This window comes from Flavobacterium glucosi, from assembly GCF_048286535.1.
GTDB lineage: Bacteria > Bacteroidota > Bacteroidia > Flavobacteriales > Flavobacteriaceae > Flavobacterium.
In genome coordinates this window covers 286,281-307,628 of the sequence record NZ_JBLVPK010000002.1, presented here as the reverse complement: position 1 = coordinate 307,628, position 21,348 = coordinate 286,281, and the positions used below count along the sequence as shown (strand labels likewise).

19 protein-coding genes are annotated in these 21,348 nt (G+C 32.4%); 13 read left to right on the top strand and 6 right to left on the bottom strand.

The genetic code is table 11. The features are described 5' to 3' along the window. Positions 1-12: 12 nt before the first annotated feature. The gene (locus ACNQGD_RS04505; protein WP_417998453.1) at positions 13-2,136 is read left to right on the top strand and encodes a Tex family protein; all 2,124 of its coding nucleotides are present in this window, start codon (positions 13-15) and stop codon (positions 2,134-2,136) included. A 37-nt stretch (positions 2,137-2,173) separates the two neighbouring features. Here ACNQGD_RS04505 and tatA read toward each other — a convergent pair whose 3' ends face one another. Further along, positions 2,174-2,350, bottom strand: coding sequence for a twin-arginine translocase TatA/TatE family subunit (tatA, locus tag ACNQGD_RS04500; protein WP_417959031.1), 177 nt, complete (start codon positions 2,348-2,350; stop codon positions 2,174-2,176). Between the two features lie 211 nt (positions 2,351-2,561). Between tatA and ACNQGD_RS04495 the strand changes: the two genes are divergently transcribed. From ACNQGD_RS04495 to ACNQGD_RS04445, 11 genes are all read left to right on the top strand, one after another. Then, entirely contained in the window at positions 2,562-3,059 is a 498-nt protein-coding gene (locus ACNQGD_RS04495) for a peptidase (RefSeq protein WP_417998452.1), read from the top strand. A 38-nt stretch (positions 3,060-3,097) separates the two neighbouring features. Beyond that, on the top strand, positions 3,098-4,597 hold the full coding sequence (locus ACNQGD_RS04490; protein WP_417995725.1) for a GH3 auxin-responsive promoter family protein: 1,500 nt from the start codon (positions 3,098-3,100) through the stop codon (positions 4,595-4,597). 36 nt (positions 4,598-4,633) lie between these two features. After that, on the top strand, positions 4,634-6,313 hold the full coding sequence (locus tag ACNQGD_RS04485; RefSeq protein WP_417998451.1) for a DUF6909 family protein: 1,680 nt from the start codon (positions 4,634-4,636) through the stop codon (positions 6,311-6,313). A gap of 9 nt (positions 6,314-6,322) precedes the next feature. Then, positions 6,323-7,306 carry a hypothetical protein gene (locus ACNQGD_RS04480; protein ID WP_417998450.1) on the top strand — a complete coding sequence of 328 codons (984 nt, stop codon included), beginning with the start codon at positions 6,323-6,325 and terminating at the stop codon, positions 7,304-7,306. Between the two features lie 145 nt (positions 7,307-7,451). After that, a complete protein-coding gene (locus ACNQGD_RS04475) occupies positions 7,452-8,702 on the top strand; it encodes an MATE family efflux transporter (RefSeq protein ID WP_417998449.1) in 1,251 nt (416 codons plus the stop codon). 75 nt (positions 8,703-8,777) lie between these two features. After that, positions 8,778-9,848: a hypothetical protein gene (locus ACNQGD_RS04470; RefSeq protein WP_417998448.1), complete on the top strand. Its 1,071-nt coding sequence runs from the start codon at positions 8,778-8,780 to the stop codon at positions 9,846-9,848. A gap of 130 nt (positions 9,849-9,978) precedes the next feature. Further along, positions 9,979-11,103 carry an O-antigen ligase family protein gene (locus ACNQGD_RS04465; RefSeq protein ID WP_417998447.1) on the top strand — a complete coding sequence of 375 codons (1,125 nt, stop codon included), beginning with the start codon at positions 9,979-9,981 and terminating at the stop codon, positions 11,101-11,103. 210 nt (positions 11,104-11,313) lie between these two features. Continuing rightward, complete coding sequence (locus tag ACNQGD_RS04460) at positions 11,314-12,429, top strand: glycosyltransferase (protein WP_417998446.1); 1,116 nt, start codon at positions 11,314-11,316, stop codon at positions 12,427-12,429. A gap of 17 nt (positions 12,430-12,446) precedes the next feature. Continuing rightward, positions 12,447-13,175, top strand: a complete 729-nt coding sequence (locus ACNQGD_RS04455; RefSeq protein ID WP_417998445.1) for a class I SAM-dependent methyltransferase — start codon at positions 12,447-12,449, stop codon at positions 13,173-13,175. Between the two features lie 193 nt (positions 13,176-13,368). Then, the gene (locus tag ACNQGD_RS04450) at positions 13,369-14,352 is read left to right on the top strand and encodes a UDP-glucuronic acid decarboxylase family protein (protein ID WP_417998444.1); all 984 of its coding nucleotides are present in this window, start codon (positions 13,369-13,371) and stop codon (positions 14,350-14,352) included. 52 nt (positions 14,353-14,404) lie between these two features. Further along, a complete protein-coding gene (locus ACNQGD_RS04445; protein WP_417995732.1) occupies positions 14,405-15,772 on the top strand; it encodes an undecaprenyl-phosphate glucose phosphotransferase in 1,368 nt (455 codons plus the stop codon). On the opposite strand, the gene ACNQGD_RS04440 is transcribed toward ACNQGD_RS04445, so the two are convergent. From ACNQGD_RS04440 to ACNQGD_RS04420, 5 genes are read right to left on the bottom strand one after another with little or no spacing between them, the layout of a single operon-like run. Further along, positions 15,769-16,953 carry a glycosyltransferase family 4 protein gene (locus ACNQGD_RS04440; protein ID WP_417998443.1) on the bottom strand — a complete coding sequence of 395 codons (1,185 nt, stop codon included), beginning with the start codon at positions 16,951-16,953 and terminating at the stop codon, positions 15,769-15,771. The genes ACNQGD_RS04445 and ACNQGD_RS04440 overlap by 4 nt on opposite strands. Further along, positions 16,953-18,041, bottom strand: a complete 1,089-nt coding sequence (gene wecB, locus ACNQGD_RS04435; protein ID WP_417998442.1) for a non-hydrolyzing UDP-N-acetylglucosamine 2-epimerase — start codon at positions 18,039-18,041, stop codon at positions 16,953-16,955. Before wecB ends, ACNQGD_RS04440 begins: the two co-directional genes overlap by 1 nt. A gap of 4 nt (positions 18,042-18,045) precedes the next feature. Then, positions 18,046-19,359 carry a phenylacetate--CoA ligase family protein gene (locus tag ACNQGD_RS04430; protein ID WP_417998441.1) on the bottom strand — a complete coding sequence of 438 codons (1,314 nt, stop codon included), beginning with the start codon at positions 19,357-19,359 and terminating at the stop codon, positions 18,046-18,048. Next, positions 19,359-19,661 (bottom strand): HigA family addiction module antitoxin, encoded by a 303-nt coding sequence (locus ACNQGD_RS04425; protein WP_417992880.1) that lies wholly within the window; start codon positions 19,659-19,661, stop codon positions 19,359-19,361. The genes ACNQGD_RS04430 and ACNQGD_RS04425 overlap by 1 nt, the downstream gene beginning before the upstream one ends. Before the next feature lie 10 nt (positions 19,662-19,671). Continuing rightward, positions 19,672-19,953: a type II toxin-antitoxin system RelE/ParE family toxin gene (locus tag ACNQGD_RS04420; protein WP_417995737.1), complete on the bottom strand. Its 282-nt coding sequence runs from the start codon at positions 19,951-19,953 to the stop codon at positions 19,672-19,674. 95 nt (positions 19,954-20,048) lie between these two features. Between ACNQGD_RS04420 and purD the strand changes: the two genes are divergently transcribed. After that, positions 20,049-21,323: a phosphoribosylamine--glycine ligase gene (purD, locus tag ACNQGD_RS04415; RefSeq protein WP_417998440.1), complete on the top strand. Its 1,275-nt coding sequence runs from the start codon at positions 20,049-20,051 to the stop codon at positions 21,321-21,323. The last annotated feature ends 25 nt before the right edge of the window (positions 21,324-21,348 follow it).

Genomic DNA, 21,348 nt, shown 5'->3' with positions numbered 1-21,348 from the left:
TTTAAATTTAAAATGACTAATATACAATTCATATCAAAAGTTGTTGCCACTGCAGCGATAAACATTCAAAAAACCGTTCAATTGTTACAGGAGAATTGTACAATTCCGTTCATTTCGAGGTATCGAAAAGATACCACAGGAAATCTGGATGAAGTGAAAATAGAACAAATTGCAAAGCTTCAAAAAGAATACGAAGTCATTATAAAACGTAAAGAAGCGATTTTAAAATCGATTCAGGAACAAAATGCACTAAGTCCAGAATTAGAAAAAAAAATCCAACAAAGCTTTGATTTACAGGAATTGGAAGATTTTTATCTGCCTTTTAAAAAGAAGAAAAAAACGAAAGCGGATGTTGCCCGCGAAAACGGACTGGAACCATTGGCAAAAATCATCATGGCACAAAATAATGATGATGTCGACTTTATATCCACACAATATTTGAATGAAAATATCATCAGCGAAGCAGCAGCTTTGCAAGGAGCACGTGATATTATTGCCGAATGGATTAATGAAAATATTTATGTTCGAAAGCAACTTCGAAGATTGTACGAACGCAAAGCCACCATTACCACCAAAGTAGTAAAAACAAAAAAAGACAACGAAGCGGCGCAGAAATTCAATCAGTATTTCGATTGGTCAGAACCGTTGACTAAAGCACCTTCACACAGATTATTAGCGATGCTTCGTGCCGAAAATGAAGGTTTTATCAAGTTTAAAGTAGCAGTTGATATTGATGAAGCGTATGCTATTATTGATGCATTAGTTTTAAAAGGTCAAAATAAAACCACATCTCACGTACAATTAGCCATCGAAGACAGTTACAAACGATTGCTGAATCCGGCAATTTCAAATGAATCCTTGCATGAAGCCAAAGCCAAAGCTGACGCCAATTCTATTCAGGTTTTTGCGAACAATCTGGGGCAATTATTACTGGCTCCGCCTTTGGGAGAAAAACGAATTCTGGCAATTGATCCTGGATTTAGAAGCGGTTGTAAAATTGTTTGTTTGGATGAAAAAGGAGATTTGTTGTATAACGAAACCATTTATCCGCATGCGCCACAAAAAGAGGAAGCGATGGCGATGAAAAAAATTCGTTCGATGGTCAATTCGTATAAAATTGATGCGATTTCCATTGGAAACGGAACAGCTTCGCGTGAAACCGAATTCTTTATTAAGAAAATCGCTTTTGATAAACCGGTTCAGGTTTTTATCGTTTCCGAAGCAGGAGCATCGGTGTATTCCGCTTCAAAAATTGCGAGAGAGGAGTTTCCAGATTACGATGTGACGGTTCGTGGTTCGGTTTCTATCGGACGACGATTAAGTGATCCATTAGCTGAACTGGTAAAAATTGACCCAAAAGCGATTGGCGTAGGCCAATACCAACACGATGTGGATCAAAATAAGCTGAAAGAAGAGTTGGACAGTACGGTGATTCGTTGCGTGAATTCGGTTGGAGTAAATATCAACACGGCCAGTAAACATTTGTTGAGTTATGTGAGTGGAATAGGAGAGAAGCTGGCCGAAAACATCGTGCAATACCGTTCAGAAAATGGTCCTTTCCAAGACCGAAAGCAACTTAAAAAAGTACCGAGATTAGGTGAAAAAGCGTACCAACAAGGCGTTGCTTTTATCCGAATTTCGAATGCAAAAAATCCATTGGATAATTCAGCAGTTCATCCGGAAGCGTATGGAATTGTGGAGAAAATGGCAAAAGATTTAAAATTGACGGTGCATGATTTGATTGCAAACAAAGAAAAAACGGCTTTAATAAAACCAGAAAATTACATTACTCCGGAAATAGGTTTGCTAGGTTTAAAAGACATTATCAAAGAACTCGAAAAACCGGGATTAGATCCAAGAAAAGCAGCCAAAGTATTTGAATTTGACCCCAATGTAAAAACGATAAAAGATGTAAAATCAGGAATGATTTTGCCGGGAATTGTGAATAACATTACCAATTTTGGTTGTTTTGTGGATATTGGAGTAAAAGAAAGTGGTTTGGTTCACATTTCGCAACTCAAAGCAGGTTTTGTAAGCGATGTGAATGAAGTGGTGAAATTACACCAACATGTTCAGGTCAAAGTCACGGAAGTGGATGAAGATAGAAAACGCATTCAGTTGAGTATGATACTTTAAAACAAAAAAAAAGCTTTTCGATTGAAAAGCATTTTTTTTATTTTGTTTCTTCTTCTTCTTTTTTATCAGCTGGTTGAGGGTCTTTGGCTGCGTTTTTGAATTCTTTAATTCCGCTTCCTAAACCTTTCATTAATTCTGGAATTTTTTTGCCTCCAAAAAGTAATAAAACAATCGCCAATATAACAAGGATTTCTGTAACACCTAATCTTCCCATGATTGAATAATTTATGCCGAAGCAAATTTGTAATACATCTAAGAGCAAAGGTATATAGAATTAGTTAACGGAAACTCATTTTGTTGTATTTATTTGGTTTAAAAACCGTTAAAAATTTATTAAAAATAAATATAGCTTAAGAAAAGTGAACAAAAACAAGCGAATACAATCAACGACAATAATTGTTATATTTGTTCAATAATAAAAAAGTATGTCAAAAAAACGACTAAAACGGCGCAAACTCAAGGAAAATTTATTCAATAAACGACGTTTAATAATACTTAACGAAGATACTTTTGAAGAGACATTTTCTTTAAAACTTACTTTAATGAATGTTTTTGTGGTAGCGACTTTAGGAGCAATAATTATTACATTTGTTACTACTTTTATTATTGCTTTTACTCCTTTGCGAGAATTTATTCCAGGTTATTCTTCCTCAAAATTAAAGAAGGACGCAATGGAACTGGCTTTAAAATCAGATTCTTTGTCGCGAGCTTTAAAGAAAAATGAAGCGTACATCCAGTCGATTCAAAAAGTGTTGACAGGAGAATTAGAATATGCAAAATTCAATAAAGATTCCATACTTTCGGCTGTGGATAAAGTACCTTCTCAAGCTGATTTATTTGCATCAAAGCAAGAATTGGAATTGAGAGAGCAAGTGGGGAAAGAAGAAAAAAAAGCACTTTCTAAAAAATCAAAAATGGAGTAAAAAAACCGACTTTTATCTTTTAAAGAACAAAAATAAAAATGTCAATAAAATCTACTGCTGCAAAGTTATTTGCACAAAAAATATACAAGAAAACACAACTTTGGGCCAATAATCCAATTGAAACTCAAAAGAAGGTTTTACAAAAATTAATTAAAGAAGCGAAGAAAACACAATTTGGTATTGACCATCATTTTGACCAAATAAAAACCGAACTGGATTTTGCCAAACAAGTTCCAGTAAGAGATTATGAAGCATTGAAACCTTACGTAGATAAGGTGGTAAAAGGTCAGGAAAATATCCTTTGGAAAGGAAAACCGCTTTATTTTGCCAAGACTTCCGGAACTACCTCTGGGGCAAAATACATTCCGTTGACAAAGGAATCCATGCCTTTTCATATTGAAGCAGCTCGAAATGCTATTTTACATTACATTCATGAAACCGGAAACGCTGATTTTGTTGATGGAAAAATGATTTTCTTGCAAGGAAGCCCAATATTAGAAGAAAAAAATGGAGTTAAATTAGGAAGATTGTCTGGAATTGTGGCGCATTTTGTTCCAAAATACCTTCAAAAAAACAGAATGCCTTCTTGGGAAACCAATTGTATTGAAGATTGGGAGACCAAAGTAAATGCGATTGTCGAGGAAACGTTTAATAAAGACATGAGGGTTATTTCCGGCATTCCGTCTTGGGTTCAAATGTATTTTGAAAAACTAAATCAAAAAGGAGGGAAGCCTGTAGGAGACATTTTCAAAAACTTCAATTTATTTATTTACGGCGGTGTGAATTATGAACCGTATCGTGCCAAATTTGAAAATCTTATTGGTCGAAAGGTAGACAGCATTGAGTTATTTCCGGCCTCGGAAGGATTTTTTGCCTATCAGGATTCGCAAAAAGAAAAGGGAATGTTACTGCTTTTGAACTCTGGAATTTTCTATGAATTTATAAAAAGCGACGAATTTTATACTGATCCCGAAGGTTCGGAACCAAGGCGCTATACGATTGGCGAAGTGGAATTAGACGTGAATTACGTTTTAATTATTTCTACCAATGCAGGACTTTGGGGATATAACATTGGAGATACCGTTCAGTTTACCAGTTTAAAACCATATCGAATTATAGTATCCGGAAGAATCAAACATTATATTTCGGCTTTTGGAGAACATGTGATTGGCAAGGAAGTGGAAAGTGCGTTGCAGGAAGCAATTATTGGAACGAATATCCGAATTAATGAATTTACGGTGGCGCCACAAATCACGCCGGCAGAAGGATTACCGTATCATGAATGGTTTATTGAATTTGAGAACGAACCGCAAGACAGCGTTACTTTTGCGGAAGCGCTGGACAATGCGATGCGAAAACAAAACATGTATTATGATGATTTGATTGTGGGGAAAGTGTTGCGGAAAGTGGTTGTCACCAAAGTGGCTAAAAATGGCTTTCAGGATTATATGAAATCCATAGGTAAACTGGGAGGACAAAATAAAATCCCGAGACTCTCTAATGACAGAAATATAGTAGATTTATTAAAAAATAAATAAAAAAGTTACCTTTGAAGGTTAGAAAATAAGCAGAAAATGAAAGAAACAAAAAATATATCACGCTCCAGAGCGCAAGAATCATCAGCAGCAATTGAAAAAATGTACATCACCATGCGTCATCTTTTCAATAGAGGATTTTATAAGCCAATGGGAGTTTCCGGAGATACATTGAGAGAAGCATTATTGGCATTAAGTCCTGAAATATATGGAAATATTGCAGATGAAAAAGTAGAATTGAATGGGCTTTTATATGTTATTGAGCGTCTTCCTGTAGGAATTGAAGAATGTCGATTCATCAATTTAACTTCAGAAGAAGGGTATTCAAAATCTCATTTTCAGGCGATTGTTCCACCTAAAAGACGCCGCAATTGTTACCGTATTGATGAAGAACAAATGAACGTGGAAATTACCCGTGGACGTTCGGATATTTATGATATTTTGACGCATTTGACGTTTATTTTCATTGAATCACACAAAATTAGAAACAGGGTTTTACTGGATGATGCCGGTGAAGTTTCCCGCGATTGGTTCAAACTGGAACAAGCCGTTTCCCAAAAGAAAAAATTGACTCTTGTAGAAAAAGAAAAAGCCATTTCGCATGCTGCCAATATCCTGGGAAGGACATTTGAGGAAGTATTGGATATTTATGATACATTTGGCTCAACCGCTGCGCCAGATCGATTTTTACACGTTATTTTTTGGTTGGGAAAACTGGCGATTGAAGAAATAGTAGACGATAATAAGCGAACTATAACGTTTAGTCCTATTTTAAGGGAACGTTTGGGCCATCATATTCACGGTGAAATTTGGGCCACTAACATTAAGGAGGTTTTGAAAGAAAACCAACTTTTAGACCGTCCAATTCATGTGATTAGTGCGAACATGCACAGTGTGATGAATTCTATTTTTGCCACGGAGGTTTTAAAAACAACGTTTAAAGACAAGTCTGATTTCTTTATTTATGAAGAATTAAGCAAATCGGGTGCGAACGAAGTTCGTAATCAGGTTTCAGCAGTAGCTTTGAAACACGGAATGTTTTCGTTACCGGATACCTCAGGAACAAATATAGACGTTCAGATTTTTGATACAGCCCAAATTGATTGGTCTAAAACATCATTTCCAAAGGCAAATACCGGAGACAAAAAACCGGTGCTGATTGTTATGGATTACGCTTTTGGAGAGCAAGCGTATGAAACCATTGATGAGTTATTGAAACCGTATAAAAAAGCGACTTTGCTTAATGTTGAATCCGTTTCTATCATGGGGAAAGCGGGAATTCTGGAAGGTGGAAAAGGAGATATTATGATTCCGAATGCACACATCAATGAAGGAACAGCAGATAATTATTTTTTCGAAAATGAATTAACCGCCGATATGTTTGAAGGTAATGATATTGCTGTTTTTGCCGGACCAATGGTAACCGTTTTGGGAACTTCATTACAAAATAGAGATTTATTAAAATTTTTCCATGAATCAACTTGGGGTATTATTGGTCTGGAAATGGAAGGTTCTTATTACCAAAAAGCCATTCAATCCGCTTCAAAAATTAGAAAAAGTGTTCCTCATGATGTAAAAGTAAGATATGCGTATTATGCATCAGATAATCCTCTTGAAACCGGAAGTACATTGGCTTCAGGCGGACTGGGAACAACGGGTGTAAAGCCTACTTATTTGATTACCATTAAAATATTGGAACAAATTTTCAACACAAAATAAAAACATAGGATGAACAAAAACCAACCCAATAACCAAGAGGATCAGGAGATTGATTTAACACAAATTTCTAAAAAAATAGGAAGATTATTTGAATGGATTAATACCTTTTTATTTAGATGTATTCAGTTTTTTGTAAAAAAGGCTATTGTAATTTTCATTTTGTTGGTAATTGGAGTTGGATTAGGGTTTTATTTGGATGTGATAAAAAAAACCTATGATCATCAAATTATAGTTACTCCAAATTTCGAAAGCACGGATTATTTATATTCAAAAATTGACTTGATTGAATCTAAAATCAAAGAGAGGGATATCGTTTTTCTGAAAGAAATTGTAGGGATTAAAAGTCCTAAAGAAATACTCAAAATTGAAATCAAACCCATAACGGACGTTTATAAATTCATTGAGAATAAGACAGAGAACTTTGAATTAATCAAGTTGATGGCAGAGGGTGGAGACATAAAAAAAATCCTTGAAGATAATTTGACCAGTAAGAATTACAGCTTACATACGATTACTTTCAAAACTAAAAAACAAACAGACATTATTGAAACTGTTCAACCCATTTTAATCTATCTAAACGAAACGGATTACTATAAAAAAGTACAAAAAGAAACAGTAAATAATATTCAAATAGAAATTATTCAAAATGATACTATTATTTCACAAATAAATGGCGTTTTGAATGCATTTTCTAATACCATAAAAGGAGCAAAAAGTAATAATCTGGTTTATTATAATGAGAATACGCAACTAAACGATGTGATTAAAACGAAAGAGACTTTGATTAAAGAACAAGGAATTCGTAGAGTAGAATTAGTTGGATTGGACAAAATTATAAAAGACAATAGTTCAACATTAAATATTGAAAATACGAACTCAGTCAATGGAAAGTTAAAATTAGTTTTGCCAGTTTTATTTTTGCTTTCGTTTATTTTAATTTGTTTATTTTCAGATTATTATAAAAACCAAATGAGAAAATCAAAAATGATTTAATTGTTTTTCACTTTCTTTTAAAACTAAATAAAGTTGAATAGGTTTTAATTAATCAGTTACTATCATTTCCTTAAATTTTGAAAAAATCAATATGGGTTTCAATAAAATAAAAAAAAATCCATTTGTTTTACAGAGTTTAAAAACGATGTTTTTAAGAATTATAGGCGTAGTCACTCTTTTTGGATTTTCATTGTTTTTAACGCATAATTACGACCCGAAAATCATTGGCCAATTCGACTTTATAAGAATGATTTTATTAGTTTTAAGCAGTATTTGCGTTCTTGGCGCTGATCAATCTATATTATATTTTACAGGCATTTTAAAAAGCACAAATGAAACCGAAAAATTAAAGGCAATTTATAAAAAAATTGTAGTGATTATTCTAGTATTGTGTTTGCTGATGTTGCTTATTTTTTTTGTTATTGGTCAAAATAGTATTAATTTATTTTTCAATGATAAAAGCTCCTATGTTTTGATGGCTAAAGCAATTATTGCTTTGTTCTTTTATTCGATAACCTTGTTTAATACCGAAACAATTCGAGCATTAGACAAAGTTTACGTTGCTGAATTATTTAGAAACACGTTTAAGTATGTTTCCGTTATTTTTGGAGCTATTATTTTGTTTTATTATCACCAAGAAGCCTATTTAGTAGACACTTTTTTGATAGGATTTGTTGCACTTGCAATTATAACTACGATTATTATTTTTCGACTTTTCAAAAAACAAGATGGAGATTTATTACTATCAAATGATACAAATTCTTTTTCGTATAGCTTTATTGCTCATAAATCATATCCAATGGCCATAAGTAGTTTAGCTATTTTTTTGATGATGACTTTTGATGTAGTGTTTTTGAAAAAATTTAAAGGTGATGAAACGGTTGCCTATTATGCCATTGCAATGAAGTTAGTTTCTATTTTGTTTATGATTAATAATTCAGTCTATATTTCTGTTTCTTTAAAAATCGCGCAACTTTACACTGACAACAATAAAAAAGAACTATCAAAGGCATTGCAACAAAGCACCAGAATGATTGTTGCGCTAACTTTACCTGTTGTTTTATTTGTTTGTTTGTTTTCCGAAAATATTTTATATTTCTTTGGAGAAAATTATACCCAAAGCAAACAAGCGCTTTTGATATTAATGGTAGGTCAATTGTTTGCTTCTTTTTTTGGAGTATCAGCTATATATTTGAATATGACAGGAAGACAGAGTGTTTTCCAAATCGTTTTAATTTTTGCGGTATTACTTAATTTAATTCTAAATTATATATTAATCCCGATGTATTCCATGACTGGAGCAGCAATTGCTTTTGTGTCCAGTTTACTTTTTTGGAATCTAGTTACAGCAATAATTGTTTATAGAAAAGATAAATTATTAATTGTATTCCATTAAAATTTGGTAAAGAAATAACACCATTTTAATATAATTATTCAGAGACTAAGTAAGGTTTTTATATAAAAAGCATTGATGAAAACACTAATAAAAAAAAACAAAGCGGTATTTATAGGGTTGTTTTTTTGTAATTTAATAGTAGCCTTCCTGACGCCTTATATTTTACCGGAAAGATATTTTAACGATACAGTAATCATAGTATTTGACAAGTACCATGAAATAGGCTGGTTTGGCAGTTACCCGTTTGCCATTATGTTTTATAAGCTTACAGGTCTGCGATATCTTCCTTTTTTTCTTATTGCCTTAATTCAATTTCCTATAGTAACATATATATATTATAAAATAGGAGTGCCGTCAAACTTCCATAAGGTAAATGTAAAAAATGTTTTGGTGTATATTGCGCTGCTGCTTTCAGGAATATATATGTCTATGCCCACTAAGGAATTCATCACTTTTTTACTGTTTTGTACCATTCCTTTTATATTTCAATCCAATAGGAAACCAACATTTAAAATTGTTTTTTCACTGGTTTTAATCGCTTGTTTTTCGTTTTTCAGGCCCTATTATATATTGCTGCCAATATTCGCAGTAGGAATGTATGTAATATCGTTTATCAAATTTGAGAACAAAACATTTTCCACAATCTTTTATGGATTGCTGATTGCCATTTTTTTATCACTGAGCCATGGAGTTATTAGAGGAGAGTATATTTCTAAACTAACAAGGGAGAATTATGTCATTAATAATATCAATAAAAACAATATAAATACGGCCATAGTATCGCCAATAGCACAAGACACTTGGTATGGTGAAGCATTTGGTATTATGTATGGTTTTATGGCAGTAAATGTGCCTATAGTTGAAGCAATTAAGCATGTTTTATCTCCACAAGTACTCGCTTTTGTAATTTGGCAATTGTTGGTTTTTTATATTTTATTTGTCCGGTTTTCCAGATGTTTAAAAAACAGAAAACAATATCAATTTGAGTTGTGGACTTTATTAATTTTATTTGCTTATTTTATCGTTCAAGGTATATTTGAGCCTGATTTAGGGACTTCCATTAGACATAAAATAGGCCTTTTCCCTTTAATATATTTTGCATTGTATTATGAACATTTCAGAAAAGACATTCAACAAAGTATTTAATTTATTTTTATTTTTAATTGCTATCACTTTAATTTTCAGAAAACTATGCACTGTTTTTTTGATCGTTTTTGTTGTTTTTAATTTGTTGTTTTTAAAAAAAATAAAATTTTCGAAAAGCCAACTGCCAATTATGTTGGTAATAGCAGCTCCATTTTTGATAGAAATTTTGTTTTTCGTAAACAATGACTCTTATGCGTTGGGTTTAAAATCATTGGAGAAAAGTCTTTCATTACTTTTTTTTCCACTGTTTATAATTGGAAATTATCAACGAATTCAATTTCTTAAAATTTTGAAAGCCTATAGCATTGGAACAACATTTATTATGGCATTCTTTTTTGGGCGTTTTATACTATTGTATCCGGAACATTTTTTTAAATATCTGAATGGGATTCATCTTTGGGAAATGGGTTATGTGTTTTCTGAAAGCATTGGTATTCATGCACCGGCACTCAATATGCACTTGGCTTTTATAGCGTTTTCTAATCTGTATTTTTTGCTTGAAACTTCTAAAGCACATGTTACTAAATGGTATAAAATAGGAGATCTAGTGCTTTTTATCAGCTCTTTCTTTTTTGTTTTATATGTGAATACCAGAATGGCATTATTAGGCACTTTGTTTGGTTTTGTGACGGTGGGGTATTTTCAAATTTCCAAAAGATATAGTTCTAAAATTATCTTTAAAAGAGCAATTATTATGTTGCTTTTAATTGGTTCCGTTTTGTTTCTATTCCTACAAAAGAATCCTTACATGAAAGAAAAGTATTCGACCCAGATTTTTTCGAATATGGACAAAGTAGGGAAATTAGATGAAATAGATCATCCTGAAATAGCGGTTTATAGTTCTTTTGTAACCCGATTATCGATTTGGAAATCAGCGTGGGAATTGTCTCTTCAAAACCTTCCTTTTGGAGTGGGAGCATCGGATGGAAAGAAAGAATTAGTACAGTATTTTAAAGAAACGAATCAACTATTTCTGGCCAAATATGAATTTCCAACACACAATCAATTTTTAGATTATTTATTAAAATTTGGAATATTGGGACCAATTACTGCCTTTTTTTATATTGGATTTATTGGTTTTTTAGGAATTAAGACAAAAAACGCCGTTATAATTTCATTCTTTTTCTTGTTTTTTACTTCAAACCTTACAGATGATTTCCTCCTTCGTTTTGATGGAATTGTTTTTAGCGGATTATGGATTTCAATATTTGCGAGTTATTGGCTTCAGCAAAAAAGTAAGTTAATTGTTGCTTAATATTTTTTTGGAATCACAAAAAAAATCGCTTATTTTTTCTAATCAAAGAAACTTAATAGAGGTTATCGATAGTTTGATTTTTTTAAAATAGATCTTAAAGAGATAATTTAAAGCAATACTTTGAAATTATTTAATTTGTGATACATTTGAGTTTTTAATAATAATTGCATAAGAAATAATGAATTATTATTCTTCTTTTACATCATAAAAATGGCAAAACTAAAGATCGTTCATGTACTACATTCTATAGGTGGAGTCGATGTGTATTTGAGACTTGTTTTAGAAAACATGAATACTAATTTGTTTGAAAACATAATTATTCATGGAGCCAAAGACACAAAAAGACCTTTTTTTGATAAAAATGGGGATAAAGTAAAAGAATATAACGTTTCTGTTTTTAGAGATATTTCAATATTTAATGATATTAAATCACTATTTCAGACGTATAAAATCCTAAAAAAAGAAAAGCCAAATCTAATACATGCTCACAGTGCCAAAGGTGGAATTGTAGGTCGGATTACGGGAAGATTATTAGGCATAAAAGTACTGTATACACCACACGCTTTCTCCTATCTAAGTACGCAGAACAGTATAAAAAGAACCCTTTTTTGGAGTATTGAAAAGGTTCTTTCCAATGGAAACAGCCTGCTTCTTGCTACATCACAATCTGAAAAAAAACGTGCTATAGAGGAGGTTGGTTATAAACCAGAAAATGCAATAGTATTCAATAATTGTATTGATCCAATACTTAACATACAACCTTTAACAATAAAAAAAACGTGGCCTGAAGATTATATTTGTACCGTTGGGCGTCCCTCGTATCAAAAAAACATTGAACAAATGATACGGGTGATGCATGAAGTTAATAAAGAAGCTAAAATTCATTTAATCGTAATGGGAGTTGGTCCAGTATCAGGACAGTTAGAATCCGTTAAAAATTTGATTCAGGAATTAGACATGAGCAATGATGTAACGCTTTTAAATTGGACAGAAAGAACCGATGTTTTTAACATAATTAATCAATCTAAATTCTATATTTCAACCTCCAGATATGAAGGAATGCCCTATTCAATTATTGAAAGTTTGGCATTATCTAAAGCTTGTGTAGTTACTAATTGTGATGGAAATAAAGATTTGATTATTGATAGTTATAATGGATTTGTTACTGAAAATGAGGATGTAAAGGGTTTTAAAAATAAAATTTTGAAGTTGTTGACTGATAAAGAATTATTGAATAAATTATCAAAAAATGCTTTTACTTCGTATTCTGAAAACTATAATATTAAAAAAAATATTTCTGAACTGGAATCAATTTATTTGAAATAATATTGAAAAAAAAATTAATGTATAAAGAGTTCATCAAACAAAAGATCAAGAAAGAAAAATTTCATCCTGGCATTATTGGGTTTTTCATTAACTATAATTTTCTAATTCGGAAATCAATTCAAAGCGCCATAAAAAATAATGCACACAAACTCAATGGTTCTTTGTTAGATTTTGGTTGTGGAACGAAGCCTTATAAAAAACTTTTCGTAAACATAAAGGAATATATTGGTGTAGATTATAAGATTGAAGGAAGGGAACAAAATTATGATGAAGTCGATGAATTTTACGATGGCAAAAAAATCCCATTTGAAAATGAACGGTTTGATTCTCTTTTGTGCACTGAGGTTTTAGAACATGTTTTTAATATCGATGAATTATTAAAGGAATTTAATAGGGTTTTAAAGAAAAATGGAACGGCTTTAATAACGACTCCTTTTATGTGGGAAGAACACGAAATGCCGTATGATTTTGCAAGATACACAACACCGGCTTTAAAACATTTGTATCAAAAAAATGGATTTAAGGTGGTGGAGAACTTTAAAACAGGAAATTATATTGAAGTTATTTTTCAATTTAATTTAAATTACATAAAGAATATACTTCCTAATAATAAAAACGTAAGACAGGTTTTTCTAATTCCTTTTATCGTCTTTTTTAATTTTTTTGGAATGCTTTTCAGTTTCGTAATGCCAATTGATAAAACAGCCTATTTCAACAACGTGTTTGTTTTAGAAAAAATCGAATAATTTGAAATGCTTCCCCAATAGTTGAACATAAACGGTTAGGGAAAAAATATTTTGCTTATATTTCTTTCACAATCCTAATGATAAGTTTATTTTTGACAGCATCCTCTCTGTGAGGTCAAAGAGAGTCGTATGATAGAAGTAATTATTTGCTTTTAATAAATTACTCGAATACTACTTAAACTATAAAATCTATATGAAAAGAATACTTATCACCGGAGCCGCTGGATTTTTAGGATCACATCTTTGTGACCGTTTTATTAAAGAAGGCTATTTTGTTATTGGAATGGATAATCTCATTACGGGAGATTTAAAAAATATAGAACATTTGTTCAAACTGGAGCATTTTGAATTTTATCATCATGATATCACCAAATTTGTTCACGTTCCGGGTCAACTAGATTATATTCTGCATTTTGCTTCGCCTGCAAGCCCCATAGATTATTTAAAAATTCCAATACAAACGCTAAAAGTGGGCTCTCTTGGAACGCATAATCTTTTAGGATTGGCACGTGTTAAAAAGGCGAGAATCCTTATTGCATCTACATCTGAAGTGTACGGAGATCCATTGGTTCATCCACAAACCGAAGAATACTATGGAAATGTAAATACCATAGGACCAAGAGGTGTTTATGATGAAGCCAAACGTTTTCAGGAATCCATAACCATGGCGTACCACACGTTTCATGGCGTGGAAACTCGGATTGTTAGAATTTTTAATACCTATGGTCCAAGAATGCGTCTTAATGATGGTCGAGTAATTCCGGCTTTTATAGGTCAGGCAATTCGTGGGGAAGACTTAACTATTTTTGGGGACGGAATGCAAACGCGTTCGTTTTGTTATGTGGACGACCAAGTTGAAGGTATTTTCAGATTATTGCATTCCGATTATGTTTATCCGGTAAACATTGGTAATCCAGATGAAATTACCATCAAGGATTTCGCCGAAGAAATTATAAAATTGACAGGAACCAATCAAAAAGTAGTATATCATCCTTTACCTGTAAATGACCCTTTACAGCGTCAGCCGGATATCACGAAAGCAAAAGAATTGCTTGGATGGGAAGCTAAAGTAGGTCGTGCCGAGGGAATGAAAATCACCTATGACTATTTCAAATCGTTATCTAAGGAGGAACTTTCTAAAGAAGAACATAAAGATTTTTCCAGTTATATAAAGTAACAGGAATTTTTTTAAAACATATAAAAAACCAAACAGGTTATATTCGTTAATTATGACTGCATCTCAAACAGGAAGGTATTCAAAGTACATTAGACCCATGAGTATTTCAATAGATCTAATCGTTATTTTGATTCTTGGTTTTTTATTTTTCAAAGACCTTAATTTTAAAATTGAGCACTTTCTTATTTATCAGATTGTTGGGTGGGTTACAGTTGCTTTTTTTATAAAATTTTATGGAATATATCGTTTTACGACTCCGCTTGAAATTATATCAAAAATAGTCAAACAGGGCGTTTTATTTCTTTTAATAACCATTGCTTTTTTTCCATTTTCAAAACAAGTTGTCTTTAGCGGAATAGTGACAGCCATGTTTATATCCTCTGTAATGGTACTAATTACTATTTCAAAATTTCTATTGTTTTATTATTTAAAAGAATATAGAATAATAACAGGAAGTAATTATAGGAGCGCTGTAATTATTGGATATACTCCGGAGGCGATAGAATTAAAAAATCTTTTTGAAACAAGAAATGATTATGGCTATCGTTTTTTAGGCTATTTTTCAGATAAGAAATCAGATCAAAACATTAAAGGGAAATTAGCAGATTTGAAACCTTTTGTACTTGAAAATTGTATAGATGAAATTTATTGTTCCTTGAACGAAATTTCCAACGAGGATTTAAAAGATTTAATTGATTTTGCGGATGAAAACAATAGAACGATAAAATTTATACCCGATGCAAAAGAGATTTTTTCAAAAAATTTAAAAATTGATTACTACGAATTTTTCCCGGTACTTTCTTTAAAAAAAACCATGCTGCATGAACCTGCTACCATGATATTTAAGAGGGTTTTTGACCTTGTTTTCTCTATTATAATTATTGTAGCGCTCTTATCTTGGCTAATTCCATTATTGGCAATTTTAATAAAATTAGAATCCAGAGGCCCTGTTTTTTTTAAACAAGGAAGGCCTGGAATCGATGAAAATGAATTTTTTTGTTATAAATTTCGATCGATGAAAATCAATAAAACAACAGAAATAGAAGCCTCAAAAAACGATCCGCGTGTTACTAAAATAGGGAAGTTTATGCGAAAAACAAGTTTAGACGAAATGCCTCAATTCTTAAATGTTTTACTGGGCGACATGTCAGTTGTTGGTCCGCGACCCCATCTTTGGGCACAAAATAAAGTCTACGGGAATAAAGTTAAAAAATATATGGTGCGCCATTGTGTTAAACCAGGGATTACAGGGTTAGCTCAGGTGAGCGGTTTTCGTGGCAAAATTGAAACAGAAGCTGATATGATTAATAGAATAAAATTTGATGTTTTCTATATTGAAAACTGGTCTTTAATTTTAGATTTAAAAATAATTTTCCAAACGATTATCAATATTTTTAAAGGTGAAGAAAAAGCCTATTAGAAAATATTTTGTCGAATTAAATCTTCTATTTGCGTATCGAGATTAAACGAAGTTTGCACGTCATTAAAAATTCTGTTTTTCATTAAATCCAGTTCTGCTTTTTGAACATTTGAAATAATTTGCAGTTTCTCGTTCAAATCGTCATAGTTTCCTACTTTGGCTACCCAGCCTAGATTATGCTTTTCTATAATGGTTTCTCCTTCACCACCACCAAAATATAAAACTGGAAATCCCAATGCGCCATACTCAAAAATTTTTGAAGGAACAGAACCATAAATTCTTGTTTTTAAAGGAACTATTGTAATATCAAACGTTTTTAACACTTTATGCAAAGTGTTTCGGTCCATCATTCCGTAAAAAATAATTTTTTTATCTTCTCTGGACTGAATTAGTGCTTCTATTTGTTTCTTTTCAGCACCATCACCAAACAGGTGTAACTCGATATTTAAACCGTCTAAATTGATTTTTTGGCACATTGCTAAAACACCTTGCGCGACACCAAAAAGACCGGCATAGAATATTTTAATAGGTTCTCTTTCTCGGGTTTCCAAATCCATTTCGACGGTTTTGTGATCTGGGAAATTGCGATATAAAAAACATTTTTTTTCAGGTAAAATGGATTGGATATGAGTAATGATTTCATTGGATTGGCCTAAAATCAAACTTGCTTTTTTGTAGATAAAACGTTCTAAAAATAAAGAGAATCGGTGTGAAAATGAATTGGCTTTTAAAGCATTCAATTCAACGGCAGCCAATGGCCACAAATCAGAAACATTTAGAATAATTTTTTTTCGCTTCAGCGAAAGAACAAAAACTGAAATAAAAGAAAGTAGTAAAGGCGGGGATTGGACCACTACTTTTTGAGGTGTTTTTTGAAACAATAAGTAAAAAAACAAACCCAAAGAAAAGGATAAGACAGATAAGAGTCTCTTGATTATATTTTTACTATTGCTCGGATAAATCCAAAGGCGTTTCACAAAAATATTTTGTAGATTTTCAGTAACAGAAAATTTGCCCTTGTATTCCGGAAATAATTCACCCTTGGGATAATTACCTAAAGGACAAATTACAGAAACTTTATAATGGTTTTGATGTAATTTTAAAGCCAGCTGCTCGATTCTATTCGCTGCAGCACCTTTCTCTGGCGGATAATAATTTGATATGATGAGGATTTCTTCCATTATTTTTTTGAAAGTAAAATATCAATTATTCGTTCAGAAGCGTTACCGTCCCAAAGTTCCGGAATTCCAGCTTTTCGAGGTCCATTTTCAAGAAAATCTCCAAACATTTCAATTAGAGTATCAATCGATGTACCAACTAAAGTATTTGTGCCTATGGTTTGTGTTTCGGGTCTTTCGGTACTGTTTCGCATGGTGAAACAAGGAATTCCTAAAACCGTGGTTTCTTCTGAAATTCCTCCAGAATCGGTAATGACAGCAAAACTGTTTTTAATTAAAAACATAAAATTCAAATAACCTTGTGGTTCAACAAATAGGATATTTTTTAAGTTCAAATCTGTTTCTCCTAAAATCGATTTTGTCCTCGGATGAATAGGGAAAATCACCTTTTTAGCACCAACCATTTTATCAATTCCTTGCAAAAGTTGAATCAATGATTGCTCTTCATCAACATTCGAAGGACGGTGTAAAGTTAAAATAATATAATTTTTGGTTTCTAAATTGAATTCATTCCAAAAAACTGGTGCTGAAATTCGATCTAAGTTTTGATACAAAGTGTCTATCATCACATTTCCAACAAAATGAATATTAGAAGAATCGGCCCCATATTTCAATAAATTTTCTCCTGCCCAAGTTGAGGTTGTGAAAAAATAATCGGCTATGCTATCCGTAACAATTCGATTGATTTCCTCCGGCATTGTCATATCACCGGAACGAATACCAGCTTCAACATGAGTTACTTTAATATTTAATTTTTTAGCAACAATTGCGCAGGCCATAGTCGAGTTGACATCGCCAACCACTAAAACCAAATCACATGGATTTTGCAGTAATTCTTGTTCAAAAGCAATCATTATTGCAGCAGTTTGGATCGATTGTGAGCCGCTTTTTACTTCTAAGTTTGTATTGGGCTCGGGAATATTTAATTCTTGAAAAAATGTATCGCTGAGGTTTTTGTCGTAATGCTGTCCAGTATGAACCAACCGATAGGAGATTTTAGCACCTTCGGCTTGTTTTTTCTCTATCGCCTTGATGATTGGGGCGATTTTTATAAAATTGGGTCTTGCGCCTGCGACTATTGTGATTTTCATAGCGTTATTTTACAAATGAAACAAATTGTTTTAATTTTCCGCTTTTGCTGCGTTCTAATTTTTCTTTTTTATGAAAGATGAACACCAAATCATTTTCTAAATAAAGTGCAATCGCCTCTTCAATTTTTTTTATTTGGGCCAAATTTAATTCGGTTTCGCTTACATATTCAATTTCAAAAGTATTTATTTTAGTTTGTTTTATCACAAATTCTTTTACGTTTCCGTCGTCTTCGATAATACTTTTTGTCACATAATAGAAAGTAAGACCCGGCGATTTTTTTCCGCTGGGCAAAATGGCAATATCATTTGTTCTTCCAATTAATTTCTTCAGAATAGGTTTTTTCAACGTGCTTTTTTCGTCGAGAATTCCAATATCGCCTAAGTCGTATCTAATAAAAGGATGCGCTTTATTGAACAGGGAAGTAATCACGATTCGGCCCGAAGTACCGTTTGGTACCGTTTTATTATTGTCATCCAAAATTTCCACAAATAATGTTTCTGAATTAATCTGCCATTCGTCTTGAGGATTTTCAAAAGCAATCAAATCCAGTTCCGAAGCACCATATTCATTGACAATGGGAATGTCAAATTGTTTTTCTAAAAGGATTTTATCTTCTTCAAAAAGCATTTCAGAAGTTACCATGCATACTTTCAAAGTGGGACAAATTGTGGTTAATACAATGTTTCTCTTTTGTAAAAACTTAGCAAATAAAATTATCGAACTAGTATATCCATTTATATAATCGAATTTTTTAGTTCTAAAATGATTCAAAAATCCTTCTAAAATCTCATCTGACAAATCGAAAATGGGAAACCGAAACCGATGGCTCAAAACATCTTTAAAACGCTCTTTTTGGTAGCCAATAAAATCCATTGGAATTCCATAAAAACGCGCTTGGTAGGAAGTGTTAAAATCGATCCCATACCAACCAAAACGAAGCATGTTTGAAGCCCAAGTCAACGCATGGCAGTATTTATCTTTGGCAAAAATAAAAGGAGTTCCGCTGGAACCCGACGTTTTATTAATATAACTGTTTTTCAGAGAGTAATCTTTCGAAAGCCTTTCCAGTAATGGTTTTTGTAAGTTTTTCTTATTCAAAACGGGTAAATTTTCCCAACTTGTAAAAGTTGTAATACAGGCTAAATCTTTGTAAAAAGGATTATTTTGCAGATGAAAATTGACAATTTCTACTTTTTTATTTTCAAGGAAAACTTCATGTTCTTTTTCGGATAAAGCGACAATTTCCCGCAATTCGGCTTTAGCTTCCTTCATAGGAAAGCCATTTAGTTGCAGCGATAAGTCGAATAGTGGAAACATCACGCTACTTTTGGAATATCAAATCGTTTTATGGATTGTAATTCTTCGGCTTTATTTTCCTTTTCTTCTTCAAGATCAAAATCATCTTGAAGACCCAACCAAAACTTGGCGGAATTTCCAAAATATTGACTTAAACGTAAAGCAGTATCAGCCGTAATTCGTCGGTTTCCTTTAGTAATTTCAGAAATTCTGGTTTGCGGAATTTTCAAATCTTTAGATAAGCGATAAGCTGTTATTTCCAAAGGAATGAGAAATTCTTCTAATAAAATTTCACCAGGATGTATGTTTTTTAATTTTTCCATTTTGACTATTTTAATGATAATCTATAATTTCTACGGCAGTTGCATTTCCGTCTTTCCAAATGAAAATAATCCTCCATTGATTATTAATTCGAATGCTATAAAAGTCTTTTAAATTTCCATTTAATTTTTCTAATCGGTTAGACGGAGGAATTCTTAAATCGATCAAATCTTGAGAATTGTTCAGCATTCTTAATTTTCTTCTACTAATTTGCTGTATTTCTACTGAAAGTTCCTTTACAACAATTCCATTCCATATTTTTTCGGTTTCTTTAGATCCAAATGAAATTATCATATCTTTTGCGTTACTAACGTTAAAAGTAAGTAAAAAAAATTATTATTTCAACATAAAACGAACTATTTTTGCACTACAACTAAACACAACTACACATGACAATTTTACTACTGGGTTCGGGCGGAAGAGAACATGCTTTTGCGTGGAAAATGATTCAAAGTCCGCTTTGTGACACACTTTTTGTAGCACCTGGAAATGCTGGAACAGCTTCAATAGCTACTAATGTGGCTATTAGCCCAACTGATTTTGAAGCTATAAAAACGTTTGTTCTTCAGGAAAAAGTAGCAATGGTTGTGGTAGGACCAGAAGATCCTTTGGTAAAAGGGATTTATGATTTCTTTCTAAACGATGCTAAATTAAGTCATATTCCGGTTATCGGTCCATCAAAAATTGGTGCTCAATTGGAAGGAAGTAAAGAATTTGCCAAAGAATTTCTAATCAAACATAACATCCCAACTGCTGCTTACGATAGTTTTACTGCAGAAACGGTGGAAAAAGGATGTGAATTCCTGGAAACATTGCAACCGCCGTATGTATTGAAAGCAGATGGTTTAGCTGCCGGAAAAGGAGTTTTGATTATTCATGATTTGGCAGAAGCCAAAGAAGAATTAAGAAACATGCTAGTGCATCAAAAATTTGGTGCCGCCAGTTCTAAAGTCGTTATCGAAGAATTTCTTGACGGTATTGAATTGAGTTGTTTCGTTCTTACCGACGGGAAAAATTATAAAATATTACCAACGGCCAAAGATTACAAACGCATTGGCGAAGGCGACATGGGATTAAATACAGGCGGAATGGGAGCAGTTTCCCCGGTTCCTTATGTAGATGCTGTTTTGATGGAAAAAATCGAAACACGTATTGTAAAACCTACTATTGATGGTTTTCAAAAAGATGGAATTCCATACAAAGGTTTTGTTTTCATTGGGTTAATTAATGTCAATAACGAGCCAATCGTAATTGAATACAATGTGAGAATGGGCGATCCGGAAACCGAAGTGGTTATCCCTAGATTGAAAACGGATTTAGTGGAATTATTTTTGGCTGTAGCCAATGAAAAACTAGATGAAATCTCACTAGAAGTTGACGAAAGAAGCGCGACTACAATTATGGTTGTTTCTGGTGGCTATCCAGAAGATTTTGAAAAAGGAAAAGTGATTTCTGGATTAGAGAACATTGAAGATTCTATTGTTTTTCACGCTGGAACAAAATTAGAAAATGGAAATGTTGTTTCTAATGGAGGAAGGGTTTTAACGGTAACTTCGTATGGAAATGATTTCGAAGAGGCCATAAAAAAATCCTACCAAAATATAGACAAGCTACATTTTGATAAGATGTATTTTAGAAAAGATATTGGAAACGACTTAAAATAGTTTCCAAGTATCGTTCACTTTTTTT

Coding starts and splice junctions, on each gene's coding strand:
- ACNQGD_RS04505 (WP_417998453.1), top strand. CDS start 13: ATGACTAATATACAATTCATATCAAAAGTTGTTGCCACTGCAGCGATA.
- tatA (WP_417959031.1), bottom strand. CDS start 2,350: ATGGGAAGATTAGGTGTTACAGAAATCCTTGTTATATTGGCGATTGTT.
- ACNQGD_RS04495 (WP_417998452.1), top strand. CDS start 2,562: ATGTCAAAAAAACGACTAAAACGGCGCAAACTCAAGGAAAATTTATTC.
- ACNQGD_RS04490 (WP_417995725.1), top strand. CDS start 3,098: ATGTCAATAAAATCTACTGCTGCAAAGTTATTTGCACAAAAAATATAC.
- ACNQGD_RS04485 (WP_417998451.1), top strand. CDS start 4,634: ATGAAAGAAACAAAAAATATATCACGCTCCAGAGCGCAAGAATCATCA.
- ACNQGD_RS04480 (WP_417998450.1), top strand. CDS start 6,323: ATGAACAAAAACCAACCCAATAACCAAGAGGATCAGGAGATTGATTTA.
- ACNQGD_RS04475 (WP_417998449.1), top strand. CDS start 7,452: ATGTTTTTAAGAATTATAGGCGTAGTCACTCTTTTTGGATTTTCATTG.
- ACNQGD_RS04470 (WP_417998448.1), top strand. CDS start 8,778: ATGAAAACACTAATAAAAAAAAACAAAGCGGTATTTATAGGGTTGTTT.
- ACNQGD_RS04465 (WP_417998447.1), top strand. CDS start 9,979: ATGTTGGTAATAGCAGCTCCATTTTTGATAGAAATTTTGTTTTTCGTA.
- ACNQGD_RS04460 (WP_417998446.1), top strand. CDS start 11,314: ATGGCAAAACTAAAGATCGTTCATGTACTACATTCTATAGGTGGAGTC.
- ACNQGD_RS04455 (WP_417998445.1), top strand. CDS start 12,447: ATGTATAAAGAGTTCATCAAACAAAAGATCAAGAAAGAAAAATTTCAT.
- ACNQGD_RS04450 (WP_417998444.1), top strand. CDS start 13,369: ATGAAAAGAATACTTATCACCGGAGCCGCTGGATTTTTAGGATCACAT.
- ACNQGD_RS04445 (WP_417995732.1), top strand. CDS start 14,405: ATGACTGCATCTCAAACAGGAAGGTATTCAAAGTACATTAGACCCATG.
- ACNQGD_RS04440 (WP_417998443.1), bottom strand. CDS start 16,953: ATGGAAGAAATCCTCATCATATCAAATTATTATCCGCCAGAGAAAGGT.
- wecB (WP_417998442.1), bottom strand. CDS start 18,041: ATGAAAATCACAATAGTCGCAGGCGCAAGACCCAATTTTATAAAAATC.
- ACNQGD_RS04430 (WP_417998441.1), bottom strand. CDS start 19,359: ATGTTTCCACTATTCGACTTATCGCTGCAACTAAATGGCTTTCCTATG.
- ACNQGD_RS04425 (WP_417992880.1), bottom strand. CDS start 19,661: ATGGAAAAATTAAAAAACATACATCCTGGTGAAATTTTATTAGAAGAA.
- ACNQGD_RS04420 (WP_417995737.1), bottom strand. CDS start 19,953: ATGATAATTTCATTTGGATCTAAAGAAACCGAAAAAATATGGAATGGA.
- purD (WP_417998440.1), top strand. CDS start 20,049: ATGACAATTTTACTACTGGGTTCGGGCGGAAGAGAACATGCTTTTGCG.